Genomic DNA, 23160 nt, shown 5'->3' with positions numbered 1-23160 from the left:
AGGCTGCCGATGGGGTGGGCGGTGGGAACGACCCCACCGCGTGCCCGGCGTCCCGGGCCACCCCGGGGGAGCCCGCCCATGCGTTTCACGTCCCCGTCCCGCCGTGCGCTCGGCCTGCTGGCCGTGTCCACGATCGGGATGTCCACTGCTGTCCTCGGCGTCTCCGGGGTCGCCTCGGCTGAGCCCCTGCCCACCCTCGAGGCCGGAGACCAGTTCTCCTCCGACGACGTGAGCTCCTTCCAGGTCGGGGCCGGGGTCTGCTCCATCACCTGGACCGTCACCGGTGCGATGGGCGGATACGCCACCGGGGACGTCAAGGGGGCCTACGGCGGCGAGGTGACCGCCGACCTGGATGCCGAGGCAGGAGAGGTCTACTCCCTCTACCCCGGGGAGTCCGGGGGCCACGGCAGCTACGACGTCGACAGCGACACCGCGACGGCCGGTGCCGGAGGCGGCAGCGGCTGGTCCGACGGTGGCGCGGGCGGGACTGTCGACGGGAGCGAGGCGGGTGGCGGCGGGGGAGCCGGCTCGGTCGTGACCCTCATGACGGGTGCGGACGAGGACGCGGTCATCGGCGCCTTCGGTGGCGATGGCGGCGGCGGTGAGCTCGGCGGCAGCGGCGAGGGCGACGAGACGAACTTCCTGCTCGACGTCGAGTCGGCCACGGCGTCGACCTCCGTCGGTCCTGGCTACATCACCGCCAGTGCGAACGAGTGCGAGGTGTCCTACGCCCCGTACCTCAACTACGTCACCGCAGGCGACGGCTCGGTGACCGTCGTCTTCGTGGCTCCGCAGAACGACAACGGCATCGAGGTCACCGGCTACGAGGTCACCGTCGACGGCGGACTCACCTGGGCACCCCTGGCCGTGACCGACGAGGAGGGCACCCTCTCCGGGACCGTCACCGGCCTGACCAACGAGACCGAGTACAACGTCGGCGTCCGTGCGGTCAGCGGTGCCGACGGGTCGGTGAAGGGCGACGCCAGCTCCTTCCAGACGGCCAGCCCGTACGAGCCCCTCGCCGCCCCGGCGATCACCTCGCTCACCACCGGCCCCTCGCAGGTCACCGTGACCTGGGCCGCCGTCGCCGGCGACGTGAGCGGCTACGACGTGGGCTACGGCACCGGCCGCAGCGGCAACGGCGGCGTCTGTGCGACCGACCAGCCGACCGTGCTGACCTGCACCTTCGCGCTGCCCGCCAGCTCGGGCTACACCGTCGGCGTCACCGCGCTCGACGACGAGGGTCGCCGCGGCCTCTCCGCCGTCCAGGAGGCCGTCACCGTCCCCGCCCCGGCCGTCCCGTCCTCGGTCCCGACCAAGGACGACGGCGACATCGTCGGCCCGGCCGGCCCCATCACCGCGGTCACCGCCGGCCAGACGCTGACCGTCCAGGGCCAGGGCTTCGCGCTGTACTCCACGGTGCGGCTGAGCTTCTTCTCCACCCCGATCGACCTGGGCACCGTCGACACCGATGACACCGGGTTCTTCCGCACCCAGATCACGCTGCCGGCGAACCTGACCAACGGCACCCACACCCTGGTCGCCACCGGGATCAACCCCGACTTCACCACCCGGAACCTGGTCATCACGGTGACCGTGTCCGGTGGGGTCGTCACCAGCGCGACGCTGGCCAACACGGCATGGGGCTGCTGGTCGGCGCCCGTCGCCGCAGCACCGTCTGACCCGCACGCACTGAACCAGGCGGCCCCGTCTCCCACCCGGGAGGCGGGGCCGTCGGCGTTCGTGGGGTCGCCCCCCTCCGGAGAGGGAGACGGTCACAGGTTCCTGCCAGGCTGCCGATGTGTGGGGCAGCGGGAACGGTCCCGCCACGATGCCCGGCGTCTCGGGCACCTCGGGGAGTCCCACCGTGCGCTTCACGTCACCGTCCCGCCGTGCCCTCGGCCTGCTGGCCGCGTCCACGATCGGGATGTCCACGGCCGTGCTCGGCGTCACCGGCGTCGCGTCGGCCGCCCCGACCCCGCCCCCGTTCACCTTCTCCACGGCCAGTGGCGCGACGACGGTTGTCGTTCCCGCGGGCTACTGCGCCATCGACTGGGTGGTCCTCGGTGCGCGCGGCGGTGCCTCGGAAGAGGGCACCCCGGGCCAGCCCGGCGGGCTGGTCACCACCCGCACGACCGTCCAGGAGGACGACGAGTTCTCCCTGTACCCGGGGGGCGTTGGTGGAGACGCGGGCGTACAGGCACCCGGTCTCGGCGGGACCAGCGGGTCGTCCGACAGTGACTTCGACGGGACCAACGGGGGTCTGATCGGCACGGCCTCCGGGGGTGGCGGGGCGGCCAGCGTGGTGGAGCTGTCCGCCGTCCCGGTCGTCGGCGCCTTCGGCGGGGACGGCGCCGCCTCGGCGGGCATCGGCGGTGGGACCGGTGGGGGTGCGAACTTCGCCCCCGGAACGGTCGACCCGGACCGCACCGGCGCACCGGGCGTCGGTGCGATCTCCGGCACCGGGGTCCTCTGTGCCACCCCCGCTGCACCTGCGAACCTCACCGTCGACCAGTCGTTCGGCGTGCTGGAGATCCGCTTCGACGAGCCGGTCTTCACCAACCAGACGGACCGGGCGGACGACTACGAGATCTCCTACGACGGCGGGACGACGTGGGCAGCGCTCGACGTCTTCTACCCCGGTGACCTCAGTGGGGAGGTCGGTGCCGACATCAGCGACCCGGCGCCGGGCAGCTTCGACATCGTGGTGCGCGGCACCAACGAGGCGGGCAACGGGGCAGCCTCGGCCGAGGTGAGCATCGTGGTGCTGGCCCCTGCCACCGACATCACCGCGACCGTGGGGGTCTCGTCGATCCTGGTCACGTGGGTCGAGCCGACCGACACCACCGGCATCACGGGCTACCAGGTGTTCGCGCTCCCCGCGGGTGCCCAGTCCTCCGCCGACGTCGTGCTCTGCGACGTCCCGCTCGGGGTCACCTCGTGCCTGCTGGGCGTCCCGGCTGGTGTCTCGTACCGAACCGGGGTCGGGTCCCTCGACGCGGAGGGTGAGTTCGGCGCGGCCGTCTACGCCGAGGACACCGCGGTCGTCCCCGGCCCAGCGATCCCGACCGCAGTGCCGTCTCGGGACGACGGTGACGTCGTCGGTCCCGTCGGTCCGATCAGCTCGGTCGTCGCCGGCCAGACGCTGACCGTCCTCGGCACGGGGTTCCTGCCCTTCTCGACCGTGCAGCTGTCCCTCCTCCCTGGCCCGGTCGACCTGGGCATCGTCGTCACCGACGGGAACGGCGCCTTCAGCAGGAGCATCACCGTCCCGACCAGCCTCGTGGACGGCGCGTACTCGATCGTCGCGACCGGGACGGCCCCCGACGGCACCGCCCGCAACCTCGTCACCGCGGTGACGGTCTCCGGTGGCACCGCCGTGGTGACGCCGGCACGACCGACCACGCCGGCACGACCCGGCATGGGGCTGCTGGTCGGCGCCCGTCGCCGCAGCACCGTCTGACCCGCACGCACTGAACCAGGCGGCCCCGTCTCCCACCCGGGAGGCGGGGCCGCCGGCGTGTTTCCGCGGAAACGTCTCAAGCACTGAGCGAGCGGACGGCGGGGACGCCGAGCACGCGCTCGTAGTGACCGATCAGCTCGTCGCCCAGCCGACCCCAGGTGCGGTGCGCGACCGACGGGCGGGCCCGGGCGGCAGCCACCCGCAGCGAGAGCCGGTCGTCGCGCAGGCCGGCGACCTGAGCGGCCAGCACGTGCGGGTCGTCGCCGGGCCAGAGCCAGCCGTTCTCCCCGTGCCGTACCAGGTCCAGCGGCCCGCCCGAGGCGGCGACCAGCGCGGGGACGCCGGCGGCCAGCGCCTCCTGCACGGCCTGGCAGAACGTCTCGTCCGCGCCCGGGTGCACGAGGAGGTCGAGGGAGGAGACCAGTTCGCCGAGCTCGGCGCCCACGAGACGACCGGCGAAGACGGCCCGGGGCAGGGCCCGTTGCAGGGCGCGGCGCTGCGGCCCGTCGCCGACCACCACCAGCCGCACCCCGGGCAGCTCCGACAGGGGGCCGAGCAGGTGCAGCCGCTTCTCCACCGCCAGCCGCGCGACCGTGCCCACCAGCAGCTCGCCGTCCGGGGCCAGTGACGCGCGCAGCGCAGCCGACCGGCGGCCGGGGGCGAACTGCTCGAGGTCGACCCCGCGAGCCCACAGCGCGAGCGGACCGATGCCGTGTCGGCGCAGCATCGCCATCGTCGGGGTCGAGGGCACCAGCGTCAGCGCCGCCCGGTCGTGCACCGCACGCAGCCAGCGCCACGCCGTCGTCGCCCCGCCCGGGAGCCGGTACCGGCCGGCGTAGGCCGCGAGGTCGGTCTGGAACACCGCGACCGCCGGGATTCCCCTGGCCTGGGCAGCGCGGGCCGCGGCCGAGCCGAGCACGGCAGGCGAGGCCAGGTGGACGACGTCCGGACGCAGCCGGTCCAGCAGCGCGCCGACCTCGGCGGTCGGTGCGGCCAGCGGCAGCTCGCGGTATCCGGGCAGACGGACCGCCCGCACCGGGTGCACCTCCACCCCCGCCCCGCAGCGCGACTCGTAGGAGGACCCGGACGGCGCGATCACCACCGGTTCGTGGCCACGCAGGGCGAGGTGGTCGGCGGCGCGCAGCACCGACGTGACCACGCCGTTCACCGCCGGGCTGAAGGTCTCGGACACCAGGGCCACCCGCATGCCCCCAGGACACCGGCCGCAGGTCGCCTGCGGGTGACGGGCACCCGACGGGTCGACGGCGTCCGGACGACGATCACCCGCCGGTGCGCCCCGGGATAGGGTCGGCGGCGCCGGGAGGGCTCGCCTAGTGGCCGATGGCGGCGGTCTTGAAAACCGCTAGGGGTGAAAGCTCCTCGAGGGTTCGAATCCCTCGCCCTCCGCTCTGAGCAGTGCTTTCATGCTGGGGTGCCGACTTCGGGACCTGGCGCAGGGGCCTCAAATGCCCCGTCGTGCCCGCTGCGTGCCCGTATGGGTCGCGCGCATGCCCTCTGCGAGTCGGCCGAGCCGGTGCGCGACCTCGACTGGTCGGCTGGTCGGCAGCGCGTGTCGACGAGTGGCCGGCGCAGCGCATGACCTTAAACAGGTGGCCCTGCTCCGGCGTCCTGGGCAGTGGTCCACCCGAGGCTCCAGTCGTCGGTTGGCTTCTGCCGGTCCACCTTGAGTTGGGGTGACCGCCCTTCCACCAGATCGTCCGCTCCGAGTCAGGGCCGAGAGCTGCAGGACACGGTGCGGCCGGGGTGTCCACCTGGCTGGAGCTGTCGTCCTCCCGAGCACGTCACCGGCGGGGTGAGGAGCGTCGTCCCCTGTTACCGGCCGGCGCCGCCCGCCTGATGATCCCGAGCCCGTGCACCCTCAGACTACGACGGCCGACAACGATTCCGGGGCAAACAGCTCCTCAGGTTCGTACCGCCGAGGTGCCAGACCCTGCTCATGGGAGTACCTAAGGAAGGTCTCCAGTGTGGTCCGGTTGCGCTCGAGCCCGTAGGGCCACCAGTCCTCGCCCAGCGCCGTCCGGGTGCGCTCGACCTCGGCCCACAGCCAAGGCAGGGCGTAGGGGAGTGCCGCGGTCTCGGCGATGCCGGCCAGCCCCACCCGCTTGGCCTCCTCGCAAGCCTTCACCAGCTCCTGGGCGAGCCACCGGTGCTGTTGGTACACATCGCGGCGCATCGCCAGAACGTGCATGACCGGGAAGACCCCAGTCCGCGCGAAGTACGCCGCCTCGACCGCGGGGGAGTCCGGGAACAATCGCCGCACCCCGGCGCCCAGCGTGCTGGGGTTGCGGGCGCTGACCACCGCGTCCAACTCCCCGTCGGCGAGCATCCGGGACAGGGTCTGTTCCGGGCCGATGGGGGATACGTCGACGTCGGCAGGCAGGTCCAAGGCGATCTTCTCCACCCGGCCCGGTGCGTCGAGCCCCCCGGTCTTCCAGTGGACCGCGGACACCGGCAGGCCGTGGTGCTCGGCCAGGATGCCGCGCACCCAGACGGCAGCAGTGATCTGGTACTCCGGGACGCCGACCACCCCGCCGGCCAGCTCGGCCGGCTCGGTCACTGGCGACCCTTCGGGGACGTACACGGCGCTGTGCCGGAACGCGCGGGAGGGGAATACCGGGATTGCCACGAAGGGGGCTCCCCGGGACAGGGTGAGTACGTAGGTGGACAGCGAGAGCTCGGCGACCTCGAACTCCTGGTGCGCCACCATTCGGTGGAACGTCTCCTCCACGGGCAAGTCCAGGCAGTTCAGCTGCGCGCCGGCGACCCGGACGCGGCCGTCGAAGAGCGGCTGGAACCTGTCGTAGGCCTGCACGGCGAGGGTGAACAGCGGTCGGGTCACGAGAGTCTCCGGAGGACGACGGTCACGGTCGGGATGCCTACGAAGACCGCCAGCGGCACGAGGACGGCGCTGCTCGCCAGGGACTGCAGGACTATGGGCAGAGCGGACACGTGCGGGCCGACCAGCAAGCCGTAGACGACGGAGAACGGGAACAGGCCTGCCCAGACGACGAGGGCGGTGCGCCAGCGGGGTGCGACCGGCGGCGGGGGTGGAGCCGGGACGGGTTCGCCCTCGGTTAGCGGGACAGCCTCGACCAGCAACGCCGCCCGCTGGGAGGACTGCTCCCACCCCGCCGCAGCGGCGCCGTCGGAAAAGACCAGGGTGGTGGTGATCCCGGCGGGTCCCACCTCCACCCGCGAACCGGCCGCACCGGGGTGCCTGGATGCCGCGGCGCACAGCCGACCTGCCCAGGCGTGCAACTCCGCCGTGCACCCGGCCGCCGGTCGCCTGGTGGCCCGCACCTGCACCGGCAGGAGCGGGGTGGTCACCGGGCCGCCGGGGGGAGCAGTCCCGGGGGCAGCCCGTACATCCGGTCCTGGACCACTTCCACAACGGCGGGCAGGTCCTGGTCGAGGGCTGCCTGGAGGGCCGGGGCAACTTCGTCGTCGGTGGTGGCGCGTGCGCCGAAAGCCCCCAGCGAGCGGGCGAATCCAGCGAAGTCCGGATTCCCGTAGAACACGCCGAGGTAGCGGCCGCCGTGGGCCGAGCGCTGCCTGTCGCGTGTGTTGCCGTAGGCGTCGTTGTTGACCACCACGTTGACGGTCGGGATCCGCTCGCGGACGGCGGTCTCCAGGTCTTGGGCGACCATCCAGAAGCTGCCGTCCCCGCTGACGGTGACCACCCGGAGGTCCGGTCGGGCCAACGCCATGCCCAACCCTGCCGGGAAGCCCCACGCCATCGCTCCCCCGGCGGACCCGGCGAAGCTGCCGTCGCGGGGCAGCCGCAGGTAACGGTGGCTCCACGGGCCGAAGCTGGGGGCGTCTTGGACCAGCAGCGTGCCCTCGGTCTCGGCCACGGTCTGCAGCGCTCGGACGACGGCCGCGCTGCCCACCTTCCCGGCCGGATCGTCACCGGCGAGTGCGGGGGAGTCCAGCGAGGTCTCAGACAAGTAGCGCGCCCGCAGCCCCGTCAGTCGTGCCCGGCGGGCCTCCGAGGGGTCCGGTAGGGCCTCGGTGATCGCGGTGGCGGCCAGGCCCGCATCGGAGACCAGCCCGACCTCGGGCAGGTACACGCGACCGAGTTCGACCGGGTCCACGTCGACGTGCACGACGCGGGTGGACGGGGAGATCAGGGTCCACCGCTTGGTGCTGAACTCCGAGAACCGGCAGCCCACCGCCAGCAGGACATCGGCGTCGCGGACCGACTCCTCGGTGACGTCGTGCGCCCCGTACCCGAGGGCTCCGAGGAAGCTCGGGTCGTCGTGGGACACGGTGGACTGACGCAGCCACGTCGTCACCAGCGGCGCCGCCAGCTGCCCAGCCAAGCGGCTCATCTCAGCCGGGCGCCCGGCCGCCCCACCACCGACGACGACCACCGGGCGCTCGGCCCCGGCGAGGACCCGCACGGCCGCGTCGACGGCACCGGTGGCCGGTCCCGGGGGGAAGGTGCGCACCCGGGGTGCCGCAACCAGGTCGGCCGAGATCTCGGCTTGGAGGACGTCGAGGGGGAGGGACACCACGACCGGGCCGGGCCGTCCGGTGACAGCCGTCCGCGCCGCACGCTGGAGCAGCTCCGGGATCCGGTCGGCCCGGTGCACCTCGACGGCCCACTTGCTCATCGGCGTGAAGGTGGCGACGACGTCCATCTCCTCGAAGGACCGCCGCTCGGTGATCGAACCGGGCACCTGACCCACCAGCAGGAGCATCGGCACGGACTCGTCGTAGGCGTTGTGCACCGCGATAGCTGCGTTGGCCGCCCCTGGCCCGCGGGAGACCAGGGCGACTCCGAGGGCGCCAGTCCGGGAGACGCCGTCGGCCAGGAAGCTGGCCACCTGCTCGTGCCGGGTGTGCACGAAGCGAACGGCGGATTGCCGGGCGAGGGCGTCGATGAGGTCCATGACGGTCGTGCCCGGGACGCCGGCGACGAGGTTCACACCCTCGGCGGTGAGGCACTCGACGACCAGGTCACTGCCGGTGCGTGGGGGTGACTGCGAGCTCACGAGACCTCCGGGGAGTGCGGTGTGACGGTTGACACGCTCTGGTGAACTATGCCAGAAAGGTGCTCTGCACCGCAGAGAAATCTGCATCGTTGGTCTGACTCGCTCGGGACGGTCTCCACTACGTCCCCTCCCACGCTGGGGGAACCGTTGTCCATCCACGTCATCGGGGTCGTTGCGCTCGTCCTCGTGTTCGTCATCGGCACGCTGCGCCCGGTCAACATCGGCGCACTCGCGCTCATCGCGACGTTCTTCATCGGGACTCTCGTGGCCAACGAGACCGTCGACGAGCTGCTGGCCGGGTTCCCCCCGGACCTGTTCGTGCTGCTGGTCGGGGTGACTTACCTGTTCGGCCTCGCCGCGGTGAACGGCACGCTTGAGTGGCTGGTTGACCGTGCCATCGGCCTGCTCGGAGATCGGCCGGCGCTCGTCCCGTGGTTGATCTTCGTGTTCTCCGCGATCCCCACCCTGGCCGGCGCGCTGGGTCCGGCGGGGGTCGCAATGCTGGCCCCGCTCTGCCTGCGCCTCGGGCAGCGGTACGGCGTGGACCGCCGGATGGCCGCGCTCATGGTCATGCACGGGTCGTGTCTGGGGAACTTCTCCCCGCTCAACGGGCTGGCGATCATCGTCCGTCAGGTTGCCGAGTCCAACGGCCTCGAGGTGTCGGCAGCGGAGCTGTTCTTCGCCAACGCTGCCTACAACATCGGCCTCGCTGTCGTCATCTACCTGTTGTTCGGCGGGCGGGCACTGCTCCGCCGCCGCGCCGATGAGCTCGGCTCGGCCGGCGAGCTGACGGCGCGGACCGACCTGCCCATCCAGGACCCGGTCGTCGCGGGGGTCGGGGCCGACGAGACGGCTGCGAGCGAGACCGGCGGTGCCAGCGCCCGAACAGCCGTCCAGACCCGTCACGAGGCGCCGGTCAAGACCCGACTCCGGCTGGACCAGATCACCACGCTGGTCGTGATCCTGGGCGTCGCCGTCGGCGCGTTGGTCTTCGACCTGGAGATCGGGTTCCTCGCACTCATCGCCGCAGCCCTGCTGCACCTGCTCTTCCCCTCCCGCTTCGAGCAGGCCGACCGGCGCATCGTCTGGTCGGTGGTGCTGCTGATCTGCGGCGTCGTCACCTTCGTGGGCGCGCTGCAGCGTTACGGGACCATCGACGTGGTTGGCAACGGCATCGCCGGGCTGGGCAACCCGCTCCTGACCGCCTTCCTTCTCTGCCTGGTGGGCGCGGTGACGTCGGCCTTCGCTTCCTCGGCCGGGCTGCTCGGCGTGCTCATCCCGTTGGCCGTGCCCTTCCTGGTTCAAGGCGAGGTCGGGGTGACCGCCATGGTCATCGCCCTGGCGATCTCGGCGACGGTCGTGGACTCCACGCCGTTCTCCTCGGTCGGGGCGCTCACCCTGGCCAACGCCCCCGAGGCCGACCGGCGCCCGTTGTTCCGCACGATGCTCGCCTGGGGCCTGGCCATGGTCGTCACCGCTCCGGCGCTCACCTGGCTCATCTTCATCTTGCCCAGCGCCTAAATTACTCTGCTCTTAGGAAACAACTACTGGACAGCAGAGGTATCAGGAGTGTTGGCTCCGGTGGTCCCAATCACATCTCTCGCTCGGCGAACCTGCCGACGCGGAACACCCGGACGCCAGGAGACGACATGGCCTACGTGATCGGCATCGACATCGGCGGCACCTTCACGGATGCCTTCGTTGCGGACGGGGAAGGGCGGGTGGCGGGCGTCAAGACGCCGTCCACGCCGCCCGACTTCGCGCGCGGGTTCTTGACCGTCCTCGACGAGCTGTCCGCCGAGCTCGGCGTGGAGACCGGCGCACTGCTCGCCGACACCCACTACATCGTCCACGGCACGACCTCGACCCTGAACGCGCTGGTCACCGGGGATGTTGCGACGGTCGGGTTCCTCACCACCCGGGGCCATGGCGACTCCATCGCAATCATGAATTTGGAGGGCCGCTACGCGGGGCTGGGCTCGGACCGGGTGCAGGACATGGTCCGCACCGACAAGCCGCGCCCGCTCGTGCCCCCGCAGCTGATCCGGGAGATCGACGAACGGATCGACCACAAGGGTTTCGTGGTCGTCGAGCTGGACGAGGAGGGGACCCGCACCGCGATCCGTGAGCTCGTCGCGGCCGGCGCCGAGGCCATCGCGGTGAGCCTGCTGTGGAGCTTCCGCAACCCGGCGCACGAGCTGCGCATCGGGGAGATCGTGGCCGAGGAGGCCCCGGGCCTGTACGTCGCACTGTCCAGCGACGTCAGCCCGCGCATCCGGGAGTACGCCCGCAGCGCCACCACGATCATGAACACCCAGGTCGGACCGAGGTTGCGGGACTACCTGCGCCCGCTGGAGACCGAGCTCCGCGAGCACGGGTTCAGCGGCTCCCTGCTGGTGATGCAGGGCTCGGGCGGATGCGTCGACTCCGCCGACGCGCCGTCCCGGGCCATCACCACCATCGGCTCGGTGCTCACCGGTGGGGTCGTCGGCTGCACCCGGCTCGCCGACGAGCTCGGGCACCGCAACGTGATCTCCACCGACATGGGCGGGACGACGTTCCTGGCCGGCCTGGTCGTCGACGGCGAGGCGGTCTCCACCACGAGCACGGTGCTGAACCAGTACCAGGTGAATGTGCCGATGGTCGACGTGCACACCATCGGTGCCGGCGGCGGTGCGATCGCCTGGGTCGACGCAGGCGGCAACCTGCACGTCGGACCCCGCAGTGCCGGGGCCCGCCCCGGTCCGGCCTGCTACGGCGAGGGCGGCACGGAGCCGACGGTGACCGACGTCGACCTCCTGCTGGGGATCGTCAACCCGGAGAACTTCCTCGGCGGTCGCAAGCAGCTCTCGGTCGAGCTGGCCGCGGACGCCGTCCGGGCGAAGATCGCCGAACCGCTCGGCCTCACGGTGGACGAGGCGTGCGCGGCGATCTACGCGATCCAGAACGCCCAGACCGCCGACCTGGTCCGCAAGGTCGTGGTGACGTCGGGGCAGGATCCCCGCGACTTCGTGCTCTACGCCTTCGGCGGGGCCGGACCCATGCACTGCGCCAGCTACGCGGCCGACCTGGAGATCAGCGAGGTCGTCGTCCCGCTCGGGCCGACCGCCGCGGTGTTCTCCGCCTACGGCCTGGCCGCATCCGACATCGTGCTGACCGCCGAGCTCTCGTCCCCGACGAACTTCCCGCCCGATCCGGCCGAGTTCAACGGTGCATTCCAGCAGCTGCGCTCGGAGCTGGACGGCCGGCTCGCTGCCCAGCAGCTGCGGTTCGCCGACGTGGAGTACCGGTCCGAGGCCGACCTGCGCTACACGATGCAGCTCGCCGAGGTGGCGACGCCGGTACCGGTCGGCGACCTCGACGAGGCCGGCCTGGCCGGCGTCGGCGCGGCCTTCGGCGACCGGTACGAGCAGCTCTACGGCAAGGGCTCCGGCTTCGCCGAGGCCGGCCTGCAGCTGATCACCTACCGGACCCAGGCGGTCGGCGTGCTGCCGATCCGTCCCCGGCTCACCCCGGTCGGCCCGGCGGACGGCGACGCCCGTCCGGTCACCAGCCGCCGGGTGTTCCTCGACGCCCGACGCGGCTGGCAGGACGCCGACATCTACGACTACCGGCACCTCGCCGAGGGCCACGAGATCAAGGGCCCCGCCGTCGTGGAGGCCCCCACCACCACCGTCGCCCTGCCCGAGGGCTGCGTCGGCCGGGTCGACCGGCTCGGCAACCTCGTCATCCGCTACACCCAGGCCTGAGAGGACAGCTGACGTGCCCGTCATCCCCGTCGCCGGTTCCGAGAAGTTCGCCAACCTCCCCACCACCCCGGAGGAGACCCGCCGCATCGTCGGGGACTCCGTCCGGCTGCACGACGTCGACAGGTCGGTGGTCGACGCCCTCGACCCGCTGACCTACGAAGTCGTCCGGCACCGCCTCACCTCGATCACCGAGGAGATGGGGGAGGCCCTCAAGCGCATGTCGGGGTCGGTCGTCGTGACCGACTGCAACGACTTCGACGCCGCGATCATGGACGAGGTCGGTGACGTCGTCCAGGTCGGTCTCTACAACACCGAGCTGGCCGCATCGCTGGACATGGCCGCCAACTGGACCCTCCGCAACCGGTGCGCCCGGCCGGGCATCGCCCCCGGTGACATGTTCCTGTGCAACGACCCCTGGGTCGGCGGCGGGCTGCACCAGAACGACACCAGCCTGTTCGCGCCGCTGTTCGTCGACGGCGAGCTGTTCTGCTGGACCGGCGCGGTCGCCCACCAGGTCGACCTCGGGGGTGTCTCGCCCGGAAGCTGGTCGGTGGGGGCGACCGACGTCTTCTGGGAGTCCCTCCCCACGCCGCCGGTCAAGATCGTGGAGGGCGGGGAGATCCGCCAGGACATCGAGGACGTCTGGCTGCGCCGCTCCCGGGTGCCCAAGCTCGTCGCCCTGGACCTCCGGGCCAAGATCGGCGCCAACAACGTCGCGCACGAGCGGCTGCGGGCGCTGTGCGACAAGTACGGCGCGGACGTCGTCAAGGCCGTGATGCGCCGGACCATGGACGACGCCGAGCAGCGGCTGCGGGCCAAGCTCCGGGAGATCCCGGACGGTTCGTGGAGCTCCGTCGCCCACCAGGACTCCGCACGCTCCGGCGACCGCGGCATCTACCGGATCGTGCTGACGCTGACCAAGACCGACGACCGGCTCGTCTTCGACTTCACCGGCACCGACCCGCAGGTGGACGGGCTGATCAACTGCACGTTCGCCGGGTTGCGCGGGGGCATCATGCCGGTCCTGCTGACCATGGTGTGCGGGGACATCCCGTGGGCCTGCGGTGGCATCTACCGCTGCATCGAGATCATCAGCGAGCCCGGCACCATCAACAACTGCACCTTCCCGGCCGGCATCGGCAAGGCGTCGGTCGCGTCGGGCTGGGCCACCACGAACGTCGCGACCGAGTGCCTCGCGGGCATGCTCGACACCCACCCCGAGCACCGCAAGCGCCTGATGAGCGTCTGCTGCGGCACGTGGGACTTCGCGCTGCTCGCCGGGGTCGACCAGCGCGGCGGCGGCTTCGTGACCATGCTCTGCGACTCCATGGCCGGCGGCCTGGGCGCACGGTCGGACTCCGACGGGGTCGACACCGGCGGGTTGGCCTGCATCCCCATGGGCCGGGTCGCCGACGTCGAGATGAACGAGTTCGCCTTCCCGATGCTCTACCTGTGGCGCCGGGAGGAGCCCGACTCGGGCGGACCGGGCCGGTTCCGCGGCGGGGTCGGTGCCTCCAGCTGCTTCATCCCGTACGACAGCCCGCTCGGCGGGGTGCACCTGGTGGTCTCGGCCCCGGGCAAGGCCCTCCCGCTGGCCGGCGGGCTCTCCGGCGGGCTGCCGGCCGGGACCCAGCACGACGTCCTGGTGCGCAACACCGACGTGCACGCGCGGTTCGCCGCCGGGCGCATCCCGGCATCCCTCGACGAGCTCGCCGGGACCACCGACCTGGTGCCCACCCACCACGAGACCGACCTCGGCGCCGCCGACGTCTACTACACGCACTGGCAGGGCGGGGGTGGCTACGGCGACCCCCTGCGCCGCGACCCGGCTGCGGTGGCCGCGGACCTGACCGCCCACAAGGTGTCCCCGGCCGGTGCCGGCGACGTGTACGGGGTCGTCGTCGACGACCGGGGCGCCGTCGACGAGGACGCCACCACGACCCGCCGTGCGGCGCTGCGGCGCAGCCGGGCGGGGCTCGAGGCCGAGGAGGTCCCGGCATGACCGTCCACATCGACGAGAACCTGGTCCAGGACGACGACGGAGCGGTGAGCTGCCGGCACTGCGACGCGGCGCTCGGGGTGGCGCAGCAGCCGCTGCGCGACGCCCGCGTCCGCGAGTCCGACCCGCGGACGGCCGGGCCGTCCGTCCGGGCCGACTCCGGGCACTTCGCCGATCGCCCCGTCGTCCTGCGGCAGACCTTCTGCCCCGGGTGCCTGACGCTCCTGCAGTCGGAGATCGTGCCCGGCGACGAGCCGTCGGGCCGCACCCGCTCGGTGGTGTCCCGGTGACGGGCCCGCTGCTGGGCCGGGTCGTCGTCGTCACCGGTGGCGCGCAGGGCCTGGGTCGGGCGTACGCCCAGCGCATCGTCGCCGACGGGGGGACGGTCGTGGTGGCCGACCTCGACGCGGAGAAGGGCGCTGCGGTCGTCGCCGACCTGGTGGGCGCCGGGGGTGCGGCGACCTTCGTGCCGCTCGACGTCGGCGACCCGACGGCGGTGACCTCCTTCGCCAAGACCGTGGCGTCGCAGTTCGGCGCGGTCCACGGGTTGGTGAACAACGCAGCGATCTTCTCCACGATCACGATGCGGCCGTTCTGGGAGATCCCGCCCGAGGAGTGGGACCGGCTCATGGCGGTGAACCTGCGCGGTCCGTGGTTGGTCACCAGCGCGCTGCTGCCCGTCCTGCGGGAGGGTGCCCGGACCGGCCACGGCGCGAGCATCGTCAACGTGGGCTCGGACGCGGTCTGGCTGGGCCGGCCGGGGTACCTGCACTACATCGCCAGCAAGGGCGGGGTGGCGGGCATGACCCACGCCATGGCGCACGAGCTGGGCGGCGACTCGATCAGGGTCAACTCCCTGTCGCCGGGCCCGACCTACACGGAGGTGCCGCGCACCACCGTCTCCCCGGAGCAGCGGACCGCGATGCAGGCGGCGCAGGCGCTGCACCGGGATGCCGAACCCGCGGACATGGTAGGCGTGGTCGCCTTCCTCCTCTCCGACGACAGCCGCTGGGTCACCGGCCAGACGGTGAGCGTCAACGGCGGCGTCCTGCACCGCTGACCCCGTACCCGTACCCGACGACGGAGGAGACACCTCGTGACCGACCTGCAGACAGCCCGGACCGTCCTGGACCGCCGACTCGACATCCAGCTGGGCGGCCGGGCGGTGCCGACGTCCGCCCGGTACGACGTCGAGGACCCGACGACGGGCCGCACGCTGACCGACGCCCCCGACTGCTCGGCCGCCGAGGTCGACACCGTCGTCCGTGCGGCCGGGGAGGCCCAGCGGGCCTGGGCGCGGCTGCCGGCCCGGGCCCGGGCCGGGAAGGTGCGGGAGTTCGCCGCGCTCCTCCGAGAGCACACCGACGAGCTGGCCACCCTCGACGCGCTCGACGCCGGGTTCCCGCTGGCGGTCATGCAGGCCGACGTGGGTGCCGCGGCCACGCTGCTGGAGATCATGGCCGACCACGCGCTGTCCCTGGGCGGGTCCACCTACCCGCTGTCAGGCAACCTGCACTACTCCGCGCAGGAGCCCTACGGCGTGGTGGGTCGGATCGTTCCGTTCAACCACCCGCTGTTCTTCGCCGCCGGCAAGGTGGCGGCCCCGCTGGTGGCGGGCAACGCCGTCGTCCTGAAGGCGCCGGACCAGACCCCGCTGTCGGCCCTGCGGATGGCCGAGCTCGCCGCCGACGTGTTCGGGCCGGACCTGTGCGGCGTGGTCAGCGGCCGGGGGGCGACGACCGGTGCGGCGCTGGTGGCCCACCCCTTGATCCGCCGGATCGGGTTCATCGGCGCGGAGCCGACCGGGCGGTTGATCCAGCGGCAGGCCGCCGAGCACGGGGTCAAGCACGTCACGCTGGAGCTCGGCGGGAAGAACGCCCTGGTGGTCATGCCCGATGCCGACCTGGCGAAGGCAGCCGACGCCGCGGTGTTCGGGATGAACTTCACCGCGACCGCCGGGCAGTCCTGCGGGTCCACCAGTCGCCTACTGCTGCACGAGTCGATCGCCGACGAGGTGCTCGCCTCGGTGGTCGAGCAGGTCCGGGCCATCCGGGTCGGCCACCCGCTCGAGACCGGCACGCAGATGGGGCCCGTGGTCGACGCTGGCCAGTACGAGAAGTCGATGCGGGCCATCGCGGCGGCCACCGCCGCCGGGGCACCCGTCCTGGTCGGCGGTGGCCGACCGGACACCGTGGGTGCGGAGGGCTGGTACGTCGCCCCGACCGTGCTGGGCCCGATGGCGCGGACAACCCCGCTGCGGTCGAGGAGGTGTTCGGCCCCGTGCTGTCGGTGCTCATTTTCCGCGACGAGGACGAGGCCGTGGCGATCGCCAACCGGACCGAATACGGCCTGACCGCCGGCGTCTTCACCTCCGACGTCACCCGGGCACACCGGATGGCCGCCGCGCTGCAGGCCGGCTACGTGTGGATCAACGGCTCCTCCCGGCACTACTGGGGGCTGCCCTTCGGCGGCGTCAAGGCCTCCGGCGTCGGGCGGGAGGAGTCCGTCGACGAGCTCCTCTCCTACACCGAGACCAAGGCGGTCACCGTCGTCCTGGAGTGACGGTTGACGGACCGGGCGGTCTGGTCTCTACTGGAAAGAGAACAGTTCTGTTTGACAGAAGGAATGAGGGGGAGTCGACAATGGCGGACCAGACCACCGTGCTGGCCGACGTGCGGCGCGGCATGATCCCGGCGCACATCTACAACGACCAGGAGATCTTCGAGCTGGAGAAGGAGCGCGTCTTCTCCCGCGCCTGGGTCTTCGTCGGCCACGAGTCCGAGATCGCCCAGCCCGGTGACTACGTCGTCCGCCGGGTGCTCGAGGACTCCTTCATCCTCACCCGGGACGAGCAGGGCGAGATCCGCGCGCACTTCAACATGTGCCTGCACCGCGGCATGCAGGTGTGCCGCGCCGAGGTCGGCAACGCCAGCCACTTCCGCTGCCCGTACCACGGCTGGTCCTACCGCAACGACGGCCGCATCGTCGGCCTGCCGTTCCACAAGGACGCCTACGGCGGCGAGGCCGGCTTCCAGCGCAAGGGGCAGCGGCTGCTGCCGGCGCCGAGCCTGGCCACCTACAACGGGATGATCTTCCTGTCCATGGACCCGGATGCGCCCCCGCTGGAGGAGTTCCTCGGCGACTTCCGCTTCTACCTCGACTACTACACCAAGCAGTCGGCCAGCGGCATCGAGCTGCGCGGTCCGCAGCGCTGGCGGGTCAAGGCGAACTGGAAGATCGGCGCCGAGAACTTCGCCGGCGACATGTACCACACCCCCCAGACCCACACGTCGGTCGTGGAGATCGGGCTGTTCCGCGAGCCCAAGGCGGAGAAGCGCAAGGACGGCGCCACCTACTGGGCCGGGGCCGGCGGTGGCACGACGTACAAGCTGCCCGACGGCGACCTGGACGAGCGGCTGCGCTACGTCGGCTACCCGCAGGAGATGGTCGACCGGATGAAGGAGCAGTTCACCGCCGACCAGCTCAAGGTGATCGGCGACGACGGCTTCATGATCAGTGCCGCGTCGATCTACCCGAACCTCTCCTTCGTGCACAACTGGCCGCGGGTGGGGGAGTCCGACGACGTGCTGCCCTTCATCTCCATCCGCCAGTGGCAGCCGATCAGCGAGGACGAGACCGAGGTGCTGTCCTGGTTCGCCGTCGACGCGGAGGCCCCGGAGGAGTTCAAGGCGCTTAGCTACAAGGCCTACCTGATGTGCTTCGGCTCGACCGGCATGTTCGAGCAGGACGACGTGGAGAACTGGGTCTCCCTGACCAACACCGCGGCCGGCTCGATGGCCCGACGGCTGCTGCTCAACAGCCGGATGGGCATCCTCGAGGACGGCGAGCCGGTGGTCCCGCCGCTGGGGCCCGACGCTTTCCACGGCCCAGGCGAGGCCCGCACCGGGTACTCCGAGCACAACCAGCGCGCCCTGCTCAACCGCTGGGCCGACGACCTGGAGAAGCCACCGGTGCAGGCCGCGACGCTCACCGTGGGCGGACCCGGGGCCGGGGCCCAGGACGCGGCTGGTCGCACCTCGCCCAGCGCGAACGACGCGGAGCTGCCAGGCGGGACGGTGGCGCAGGCGTGAGCACCGACCTGCCGCAGGCCCCGCCAAGCGCGGCCGTCACCGCGATCACCGACCCGCACCCGGTGCCGGCCGGCAACCCGACCGGGGACGACGCGCAGACCCTCAGCGAGCAGTCCGTCCTCGGCCGGCACGCCTCCCGCGTGCAGCGGGTGGGCGCCAGCCTGCCCTTCGACGACCCCCGGCACCTGCAGGCCCACCACTGGCTGGTCGACGAGGCCTGGCTGCTGGACGCCCAGGCCTACGAGGACTGGCTGGAGCTGATCACCGAGGACGTGCACTACCTGATGCCGGTCCGGGTCACCACGGCCCTGGGCGCGGGCTACGACACCGCACGCGGCATGGCGCACTTCGACGAGGACAAGTACTCGCTGTCCCGCCGGGTGGCCCGCTTCCTCACCGAGCACGCCTGGACCGAGGACCCGCCGTCCCGGCTGCGGCACCACCTGTCCAACGTGCGCACGTTCGCCACCGACGACGCCGACCACCTGGTGGTGGAGTCGGCCACCCTGCTGTTCCGCAACCGCGGCGACGTGCGCGAGGGTTCGTTCATCTCGGCCGGCCGCGAGGACCTGCTGCGGCTGGTCGACGGGCACTGGAAGCTGGCGCGGCGGGTCATCCTGGTCGATGACTCCGTGATGCGCATGCAGAACCTGGCGATCTTCCTGTGACCGCACCCCGCGAGCCGCTCTCCTGGGAGGGCGAGGACGTCGACGCCGCTGCTGCCCGCCGGGCCGCGGCCGAGCACGCCGCGCTGCTGGCCGGCGCCCGGGGCGAGCCGCTGACCATCGCCAACGAGTTCGCCGAGGTCAGGGTGCACCGGGTGGACACCCGCAACGGCTCCCGGCTGCTGATCGAGTCACCGAAGTCGGGTCAGTGGGTCGCCCTGGACCCGATGCAGATGGAAGCGCTGACCTGGCAGAACACCGCCACCTTCTCGGCCATGATCGGCAATCCCTTCGGGCCGCTGATCCCCGAATCCACCGCCGGCGTCGTGACCGACGGCTCGGTCCGCGAGGGCGGGGGACCCGAGACCGTCGAGGGCGGCAGCCAGTGACCGCCGGGTGGCTCGAAGGACGCCGCGCGCTGGTCGTGGGCGCCGGGTCGGGAATCGGCCGCGCGGTGGTCGACACCTTCCTCGCCGAGGGCGCCCGGGTCGCCGTCCTGGAACGCGACCCGGACAAGTGCCGCGCGCTGCAGGACGACCAGCCCGACGTCCCGGTCACCGCCGGGGATGCAACCTCCCAGGAGGCGAACGAGGCCGCCGTCGCCGCGGCGGTGGAGGCCTTCGGCGGGTTGGACCTGCTGGTCAACTGCGTCGGCATCTTCGACTTCTACCGGTCGGTGGTCGACCTGGACCCCGGCCTGCTCGAGTCCGCCTTCGACGAGGTCTTCCACACCAACGTGCTGTCCCACCTGCGCTCGGTGCAGGCCGCGCTCCCGCACCTGCAGGCCGCCGGCAACGGGGTGGTCCTGCTGACCGAGTCGACGTCGTCTTACCACCCCGGCCGGGGTGGCGTGCTGTACCTGGCCTCGAAGTTCGCCGTCCGCGGGCTGGTCACCGCCCTCGCCCACGACCTGGCCCCCGAGGTCCGGGTCAACGCCGTGGCCCCCGGCGGGACGCTGGGCACCGACCTGCGCGGACCGGCCAGCCTGGGCACCGCCGACCGCAGTCTGGGCGACACCCCCGGGCGGGCGGCCGAGCTGGCCGCCCGGGTGCCCCTGCAGGTCGCGCTCACCGCCGCCGACCACGCCTGGAGCTACGTGTTCCTGGCGTCGGACCGCTCCCGCGGGATCACCGGCGGTTCGCTGCACCCCGACGGCGGGATCGGCCTCGGCGCCGCCCCGCGCAAGCGTTCCTGATCCACCGACGAGAGGAGAGCACCATGCCCCGGCTCACCGCCGACCACGAGGCCTGCCAGGGATACGGCAACTGCATCACCGGCGCCCCCGACGTCTACGACATCGACGACGACGGCGTCGTGGTGCTGCTGAAGGACGAGATCCCCGAATCCGACCGGGCACGGGTCGACGAGGCCGCACGCAGCTGCCCGGTCAGCGCCCTGGCCGTCGAGGACTGACGTGTCCACCGTCGTCGTCGTAGGGTCCTCGGTCGCCGGGGTGCGCACCGTCCAGGCGCTGCGCAGCGCCGGCTTCGCCGGCCGGGTCGTGCTGGTGGGCGAGGAGTCCGAGCTGCCCTACGACAAGCCGCCGCTGTCCAAGCAGTTCCTGGCCGGCGCCTGGGACATCGCGAAGATCCGGTTGCTGACCGCCGAGCGGGCCGCCGAGCTCGACGTCGAACTTCGGCTGGGCTCCGCTGCCGACCGCCTGGACGTCGCCGGGAAGCAGTTGCACCTGGCCGACGGCTCGGTGCTGGACTGGGACGTCGTCGTGCTGGCCACGGGCGCAGCGGCCCGTCCCTCGCCCTGGCCGGTGGGGTCGGGGGTGCACGTCGTCCGCACCCTCGCCGATGCGGGGGCCCTGCGTGCCGACCTGGCCGACGAGGGCCCGGTCGTGGTGGTCGGAGGCGGGTTCATCGGGGCCGAGGTCGCTGCCACCGCGCACGCGCTGGGACGGGACGTCACGGTGGTGGACCCGCTGCCCACCCCGATCGGCCGGGTGGTCGGCGACGAGGTCGGCGCGCACTTCACCGCCCTGCACGCCCGGCACGGGGTCGGCACCCGCTTCGGCACCGGGGTCGAGTCGGTCACCGGTGGGGCAGGGGACCTCACCGTCACCCTCACCGACGGGACGTCGCTGCCCGCGGCCACTGTCGTCGTCGGGATCGGGGCCACCCCCAACGACGGCTGGCTGGCCACCTCGGGCCTGCTGGTGGAGAACGGGGTCACCTGCGACCAGCACTGCCGCGCCGTCGACTCCGCGGACGTCTACGTCGTGGGCGACCTGGCCCGCTGGTACCACCCCGGCCACCAGGAGCACCTGCGCGTCGAGCACTGGACCAACGCGGTGGACTCCGCGGTGGTGGCCGCGCACAACATCGCCCACCCCGACGACCTCCGGGCCCACGCCCCCGTCGAGTACGTCTGGAGCGACCAGTACGACTGGCGGATCCAGATCGTCGGCCGACCCGCCCGCGCGACCCGTCACGAGCTGGTGGGCACCCTCGACGGCGACACCGCGCGGGGCGCGGTCCTCTACACCGACGACGAGGGCCGGCTGCGCGGCGCGGTCACCGTGAACTGGCCCAAGGCGCTGGTCACCTGCCGCCGCCTGGTCTCGACCGGCGCCGGGTTCGCCGACGCGGTGGCCCAGGTGACGGCGCTGCCCCCGGCCAAGGCGGCGGCGTGAGCACCCTCGCCACGCAGCGGCAGCTCGTCGCCGACGCCTGCCGGGTGCTGGCCGCCCGCGGGCTGGCCGACGGCTACCTGGGGCACGTCAGCCTGCGGGTCGACGACGACCTGCTGCTGGTGCGCTGCCGCGGCCCGCAGGAGCGCGGGCTGCGCTGGACCAACGCCGAGGACGTCCACCTGGTCACCCTGGACGGCGAGCCGGGTGCCGAGGGCGAGCTGGGGGAGTGGACCGTGCCCAACGAGCTGCCGCTGCACACCGAGGTGCTGCGGACCCGGCCGGACGTGGCCGCGGTCGTGCACGCCCACCCGCCGGCCGTGGTCGCGGCCGACCTCGCCGGGCTGGCCATCCGCCCGGTCGTCGGTGCCTTCGACATGCCCGGCACGAAGCTGGCCGCCGCCGGCGTGCCCGTGTACCCGCGAGGCGTCCTGGTCCGGGACCGTCGCCTGGCCGGGGAGATGGTGGCCGCGATGGGCGACCGGCCGGTGGTGCTGCTGCGTGGGCACGGTCTGACGAGCGCCGGGCGCAGCGTCGAGGAGGCGGTGCTGCACGCGCTGTCCGTGGACCGGCTGGCCCGCCTGGAGCTGGCGGTGGTCTCCGCCGGGGGCACCCTCGTCGACCTGCCGCCCGAGGACCTCGCCGAGCTGCCCGACCTGGGGTCGGGCTTCAACCACGCGACCGCCTGGCGGCACGAACTGGCGAACCTCCCGTGATCGGGGGGCACCTAGGCTGCAGGCATGGACGGCGCCCTCTACCCGCCCGCGCCCGAGCACGGCGCCTCGCCGCAGTACCCGATCGAGTCGGTGGACAACGCGCTCAAGGTCCTGCTGCTGCTCGGCGAGCGGCCCTCGCTCCGGTTGACCGACGTCAGCCAGTACCTCGGGGTGGCGTCCTCGACGGCGCACCGGCTGCTGGCCATGCTGCAGTTCCGGGGTTACGTGCGGCAGGACGCCGCGACCCGCGGGTACGTCCCCGGTCCGACGCTGGACGGGCTGGCCATGGGTGTGCTGCGGCGGCTGGACGTGCGCGCGCGGGCGCGGCCGGTGCTGGAGAAGCTCAACGCCGACCTGCAGGAGACGGTGCACCTGGGTCGGCTGGAAGGTGCCGACGTGCACTTCATCGACTCCATCGAGAGCAGTCGCGCCCTGCGGGTGGGCGGCCGGCTGGGCCGGTCCATCCCGGCGCACTGCACCTCCAACGGCAAGGTGCTGCTGGCCGGTCTGCCGGAGGACCAGCTGCGCGCGCTCTACCCCGACGAGCAGCTGCGCCAGCTGACCTCGCACTCGATCGGCACCCGGACCCTGCTGCTCGAGGTGCTGGCGCAGGTCCGCGCCCAGGGCTTCGCGACCAGCGACGAGGAGAGCGAGGAGGGCGTGTGCTCCCTCGCCGTCGCCCTGCCCGCCCGGCACGCACCCCGGCTGGCGGTCAACGCCTCCGTGCCGCTGAGCCGGCTGACCCCGGAGGTCCGCCAGGACGTCCTGACCCACCTGTTCGCCGCCGTCGAGGAGATCGACCGGCTGCTGCTCTGAGGCCC

At 72.5% G+C, this 23160-nt stretch carries 21 protein-coding genes and 1 tRNA gene; 18 read left to right on the top strand and 4 right to left on the bottom strand.

Translation table 11 applies throughout. From position 1 onward, the window contains the following. Positions 1-78 precede the first annotated feature (78 nt). Together ASG36_RS07540 and ASG36_RS21845 are read left to right on the top strand one after the other, a co-directional pair. Positions 79-2241: a fibronectin type III domain-containing protein gene (locus tag ASG36_RS07540; protein WP_055761437.1), complete on the top strand. Its 2163-nt coding sequence runs from the start codon at positions 79-81 to the stop codon at positions 2239-2241. 61 nt (positions 2242-2302) lie between these two features. Beyond that, the gene (locus tag ASG36_RS21845) at positions 2303-3463 is read left to right on the top strand and encodes a hypothetical protein (RefSeq protein WP_157498628.1); all 1161 of its coding nucleotides are present in this window, start codon (positions 2303-2305) and stop codon (positions 3461-3463) included. A gap of 76 nt (positions 3464-3539) precedes the next feature. Here the strand turns inward: ASG36_RS21845 and ASG36_RS07535 are convergent, their stop codons facing one another. Continuing rightward, entirely contained in the window at positions 3540-4670 is a 1131-nt protein-coding gene (locus ASG36_RS07535; RefSeq protein ID WP_055761432.1) for a glycosyltransferase family 1 protein, read from the bottom strand. A gap of 113 nt (positions 4671-4783) precedes the next feature. Between ASG36_RS07535 and ASG36_RS07530 the strand changes: the two genes are divergently transcribed. After that, positions 4784-4870: transfer RNA gene (locus ASG36_RS07530), tRNA-Ser, on the top strand. A 472-nt stretch (positions 4871-5342) separates the two neighbouring features. Here ASG36_RS07530 and ASG36_RS07525 read toward each other — a convergent pair. The 3 genes from ASG36_RS07525 to ASG36_RS07515 all read right to left on the bottom strand — a co-directional run bounded on the left by ASG36_RS07525 (position 5343) and on the right by ASG36_RS07515 (position 8481). After that, positions 5343-6323, bottom strand: coding sequence for a hypothetical protein (locus tag ASG36_RS07525; RefSeq protein ID WP_055761429.1), 981 nt, complete (start codon positions 6321-6323; stop codon positions 5343-5345). Then, entirely contained in the window at positions 6320-6676 is a 357-nt protein-coding gene (locus ASG36_RS07520) for a hypothetical protein (RefSeq protein ID WP_157498626.1), read from the bottom strand. Before ASG36_RS07520 ends, ASG36_RS07525 begins: the two co-directional genes overlap by 4 nt. Before the next feature lie 131 nt (positions 6677-6807). Beyond that, entirely contained in the window at positions 6808-8481 is a 1674-nt protein-coding gene (locus tag ASG36_RS07515; protein WP_055761422.1) for a thiamine pyrophosphate-binding protein, read from the bottom strand. Between the two features lie 147 nt (positions 8482-8628). Between ASG36_RS07515 and ASG36_RS07510 the strand changes: the two genes are divergently transcribed. The 15 genes from ASG36_RS07510 to ASG36_RS07445 all read left to right on the top strand — a co-directional run bounded on the left by ASG36_RS07510 (position 8629) and on the right by ASG36_RS07445 (position 23155). Next, complete coding sequence (locus tag ASG36_RS07510; protein WP_055761419.1) at positions 8629-10002, top strand: SLC13 family permease; 1374 nt, start codon at positions 8629-8631, stop codon at positions 10000-10002. A 128-nt stretch (positions 10003-10130) separates the two neighbouring features. Further along, on the top strand, positions 10131-12230 hold the full coding sequence (locus tag ASG36_RS07505) for a hydantoinase/oxoprolinase family protein (protein WP_055761416.1): 2100 nt from the start codon (positions 10131-10133) through the stop codon (positions 12228-12230). Between the two features lie 13 nt (positions 12231-12243). Further along, positions 12244-14232, top strand: a complete 1989-nt coding sequence (locus tag ASG36_RS07500) for a hydantoinase B/oxoprolinase family protein (RefSeq protein WP_055761413.1) — start codon at positions 12244-12246, stop codon at positions 14230-14232. Next, the gene (locus ASG36_RS22295; protein ID WP_055761412.1) at positions 14229-14519 is read left to right on the top strand and encodes a hypothetical protein; all 291 of its coding nucleotides are present in this window, start codon (positions 14229-14231) and stop codon (positions 14517-14519) included. Before ASG36_RS07500 ends, ASG36_RS22295 begins: the two co-directional genes overlap by 4 nt. Further along, complete coding sequence (locus tag ASG36_RS07490; RefSeq protein WP_055761409.1) at positions 14516-15289, top strand: SDR family NAD(P)-dependent oxidoreductase; 774 nt, start codon at positions 14516-14518, stop codon at positions 15287-15289. Before ASG36_RS22295 ends, ASG36_RS07490 begins: the two co-directional genes overlap by 4 nt. A 36-nt stretch (positions 15290-15325) precedes the next feature. After that, positions 15326-16582, top strand: a complete 1257-nt coding sequence (locus tag ASG36_RS07485; RefSeq protein ID WP_200944358.1) for an aldehyde dehydrogenase family protein — start codon at positions 15326-15328, stop codon at positions 16580-16582. Further along, a complete protein-coding gene (locus ASG36_RS22870) occupies positions 16498-16791 on the top strand; it encodes an aldehyde dehydrogenase family protein (RefSeq protein WP_369794068.1) in 294 nt (97 codons plus the stop codon). Before ASG36_RS07485 ends, ASG36_RS22870 begins: the two co-directional genes overlap by 85 nt. 80 nt (positions 16792-16871) lie before the next feature. Beyond that, positions 16872-18320, top strand: coding sequence for a Rieske 2Fe-2S domain-containing protein (locus ASG36_RS07480; protein WP_082522842.1), 1449 nt, complete (start codon positions 16872-16874; stop codon positions 18318-18320). Then, on the top strand, positions 18317-18988 hold the full coding sequence (locus tag ASG36_RS07475) for a 3-phenylpropionate/cinnamic acid dioxygenase subunit beta (RefSeq protein ID WP_091247057.1): 672 nt from the start codon (positions 18317-18319) through the stop codon (positions 18986-18988). Before ASG36_RS07480 ends, ASG36_RS07475 begins: the two co-directional genes overlap by 4 nt. Next, positions 18985-19374, top strand: a complete 390-nt coding sequence (locus ASG36_RS07470) for a hypothetical protein (protein ID WP_200944356.1) — start codon at positions 18985-18987, stop codon at positions 19372-19374. The genes ASG36_RS07475 and ASG36_RS07470 overlap by 4 nt, the downstream gene beginning before the upstream one ends. Next, positions 19371-20180, top strand: a complete 810-nt coding sequence (gene hcaB / locus ASG36_RS07465) for a 3-(cis-5,6-dihydroxycyclohexa-1,3-dien-1-yl)propanoate dehydrogenase (protein WP_055761406.1) — start codon at positions 19371-19373, stop codon at positions 20178-20180. The genes ASG36_RS07470 and hcaB overlap by 4 nt, the downstream gene beginning before the upstream one ends. A 23-nt stretch (positions 20181-20203) precedes the next feature. Then, positions 20204-20398, top strand: a complete 195-nt coding sequence (locus ASG36_RS07460; protein ID WP_055761404.1) for a ferredoxin — start codon at positions 20204-20206, stop codon at positions 20396-20398. Between the two features lies 1 nt (position 20399). After that, positions 20400-21626, top strand: a complete 1227-nt coding sequence (locus ASG36_RS07455; RefSeq protein WP_055761401.1) for an NAD(P)/FAD-dependent oxidoreductase — start codon at positions 20400-20402, stop codon at positions 21624-21626. Next, positions 21623-22339 (top strand): class II aldolase/adducin family protein, encoded by a 717-nt coding sequence (locus ASG36_RS07450; protein ID WP_055761398.1) that lies wholly within the window; start codon positions 21623-21625, stop codon positions 22337-22339. Before ASG36_RS07455 ends, ASG36_RS07450 begins: the two co-directional genes overlap by 4 nt. A 24-nt stretch (positions 22340-22363) precedes the next feature. Continuing rightward, positions 22364-23155 carry an IclR family transcriptional regulator gene (locus ASG36_RS07445; RefSeq protein WP_055761396.1) on the top strand — a complete coding sequence of 264 codons (792 nt, stop codon included), beginning with the start codon at positions 22364-22366 and terminating at the stop codon, positions 23153-23155. Positions 23156-23160 lie beyond the last annotated feature (5 nt).

The sequence above is a fragment of the Geodermatophilus sp. Leaf369 genome, assembly GCF_001424455.1.
Taxonomy (GTDB): domain Bacteria; phylum Actinomycetota; class Actinomycetes; order Mycobacteriales; family Geodermatophilaceae; genus Klenkia.
Note: the sequence above shows the minus strand (reverse complement) of the source record. Positions and strands in the feature narration are given on the sequence as shown.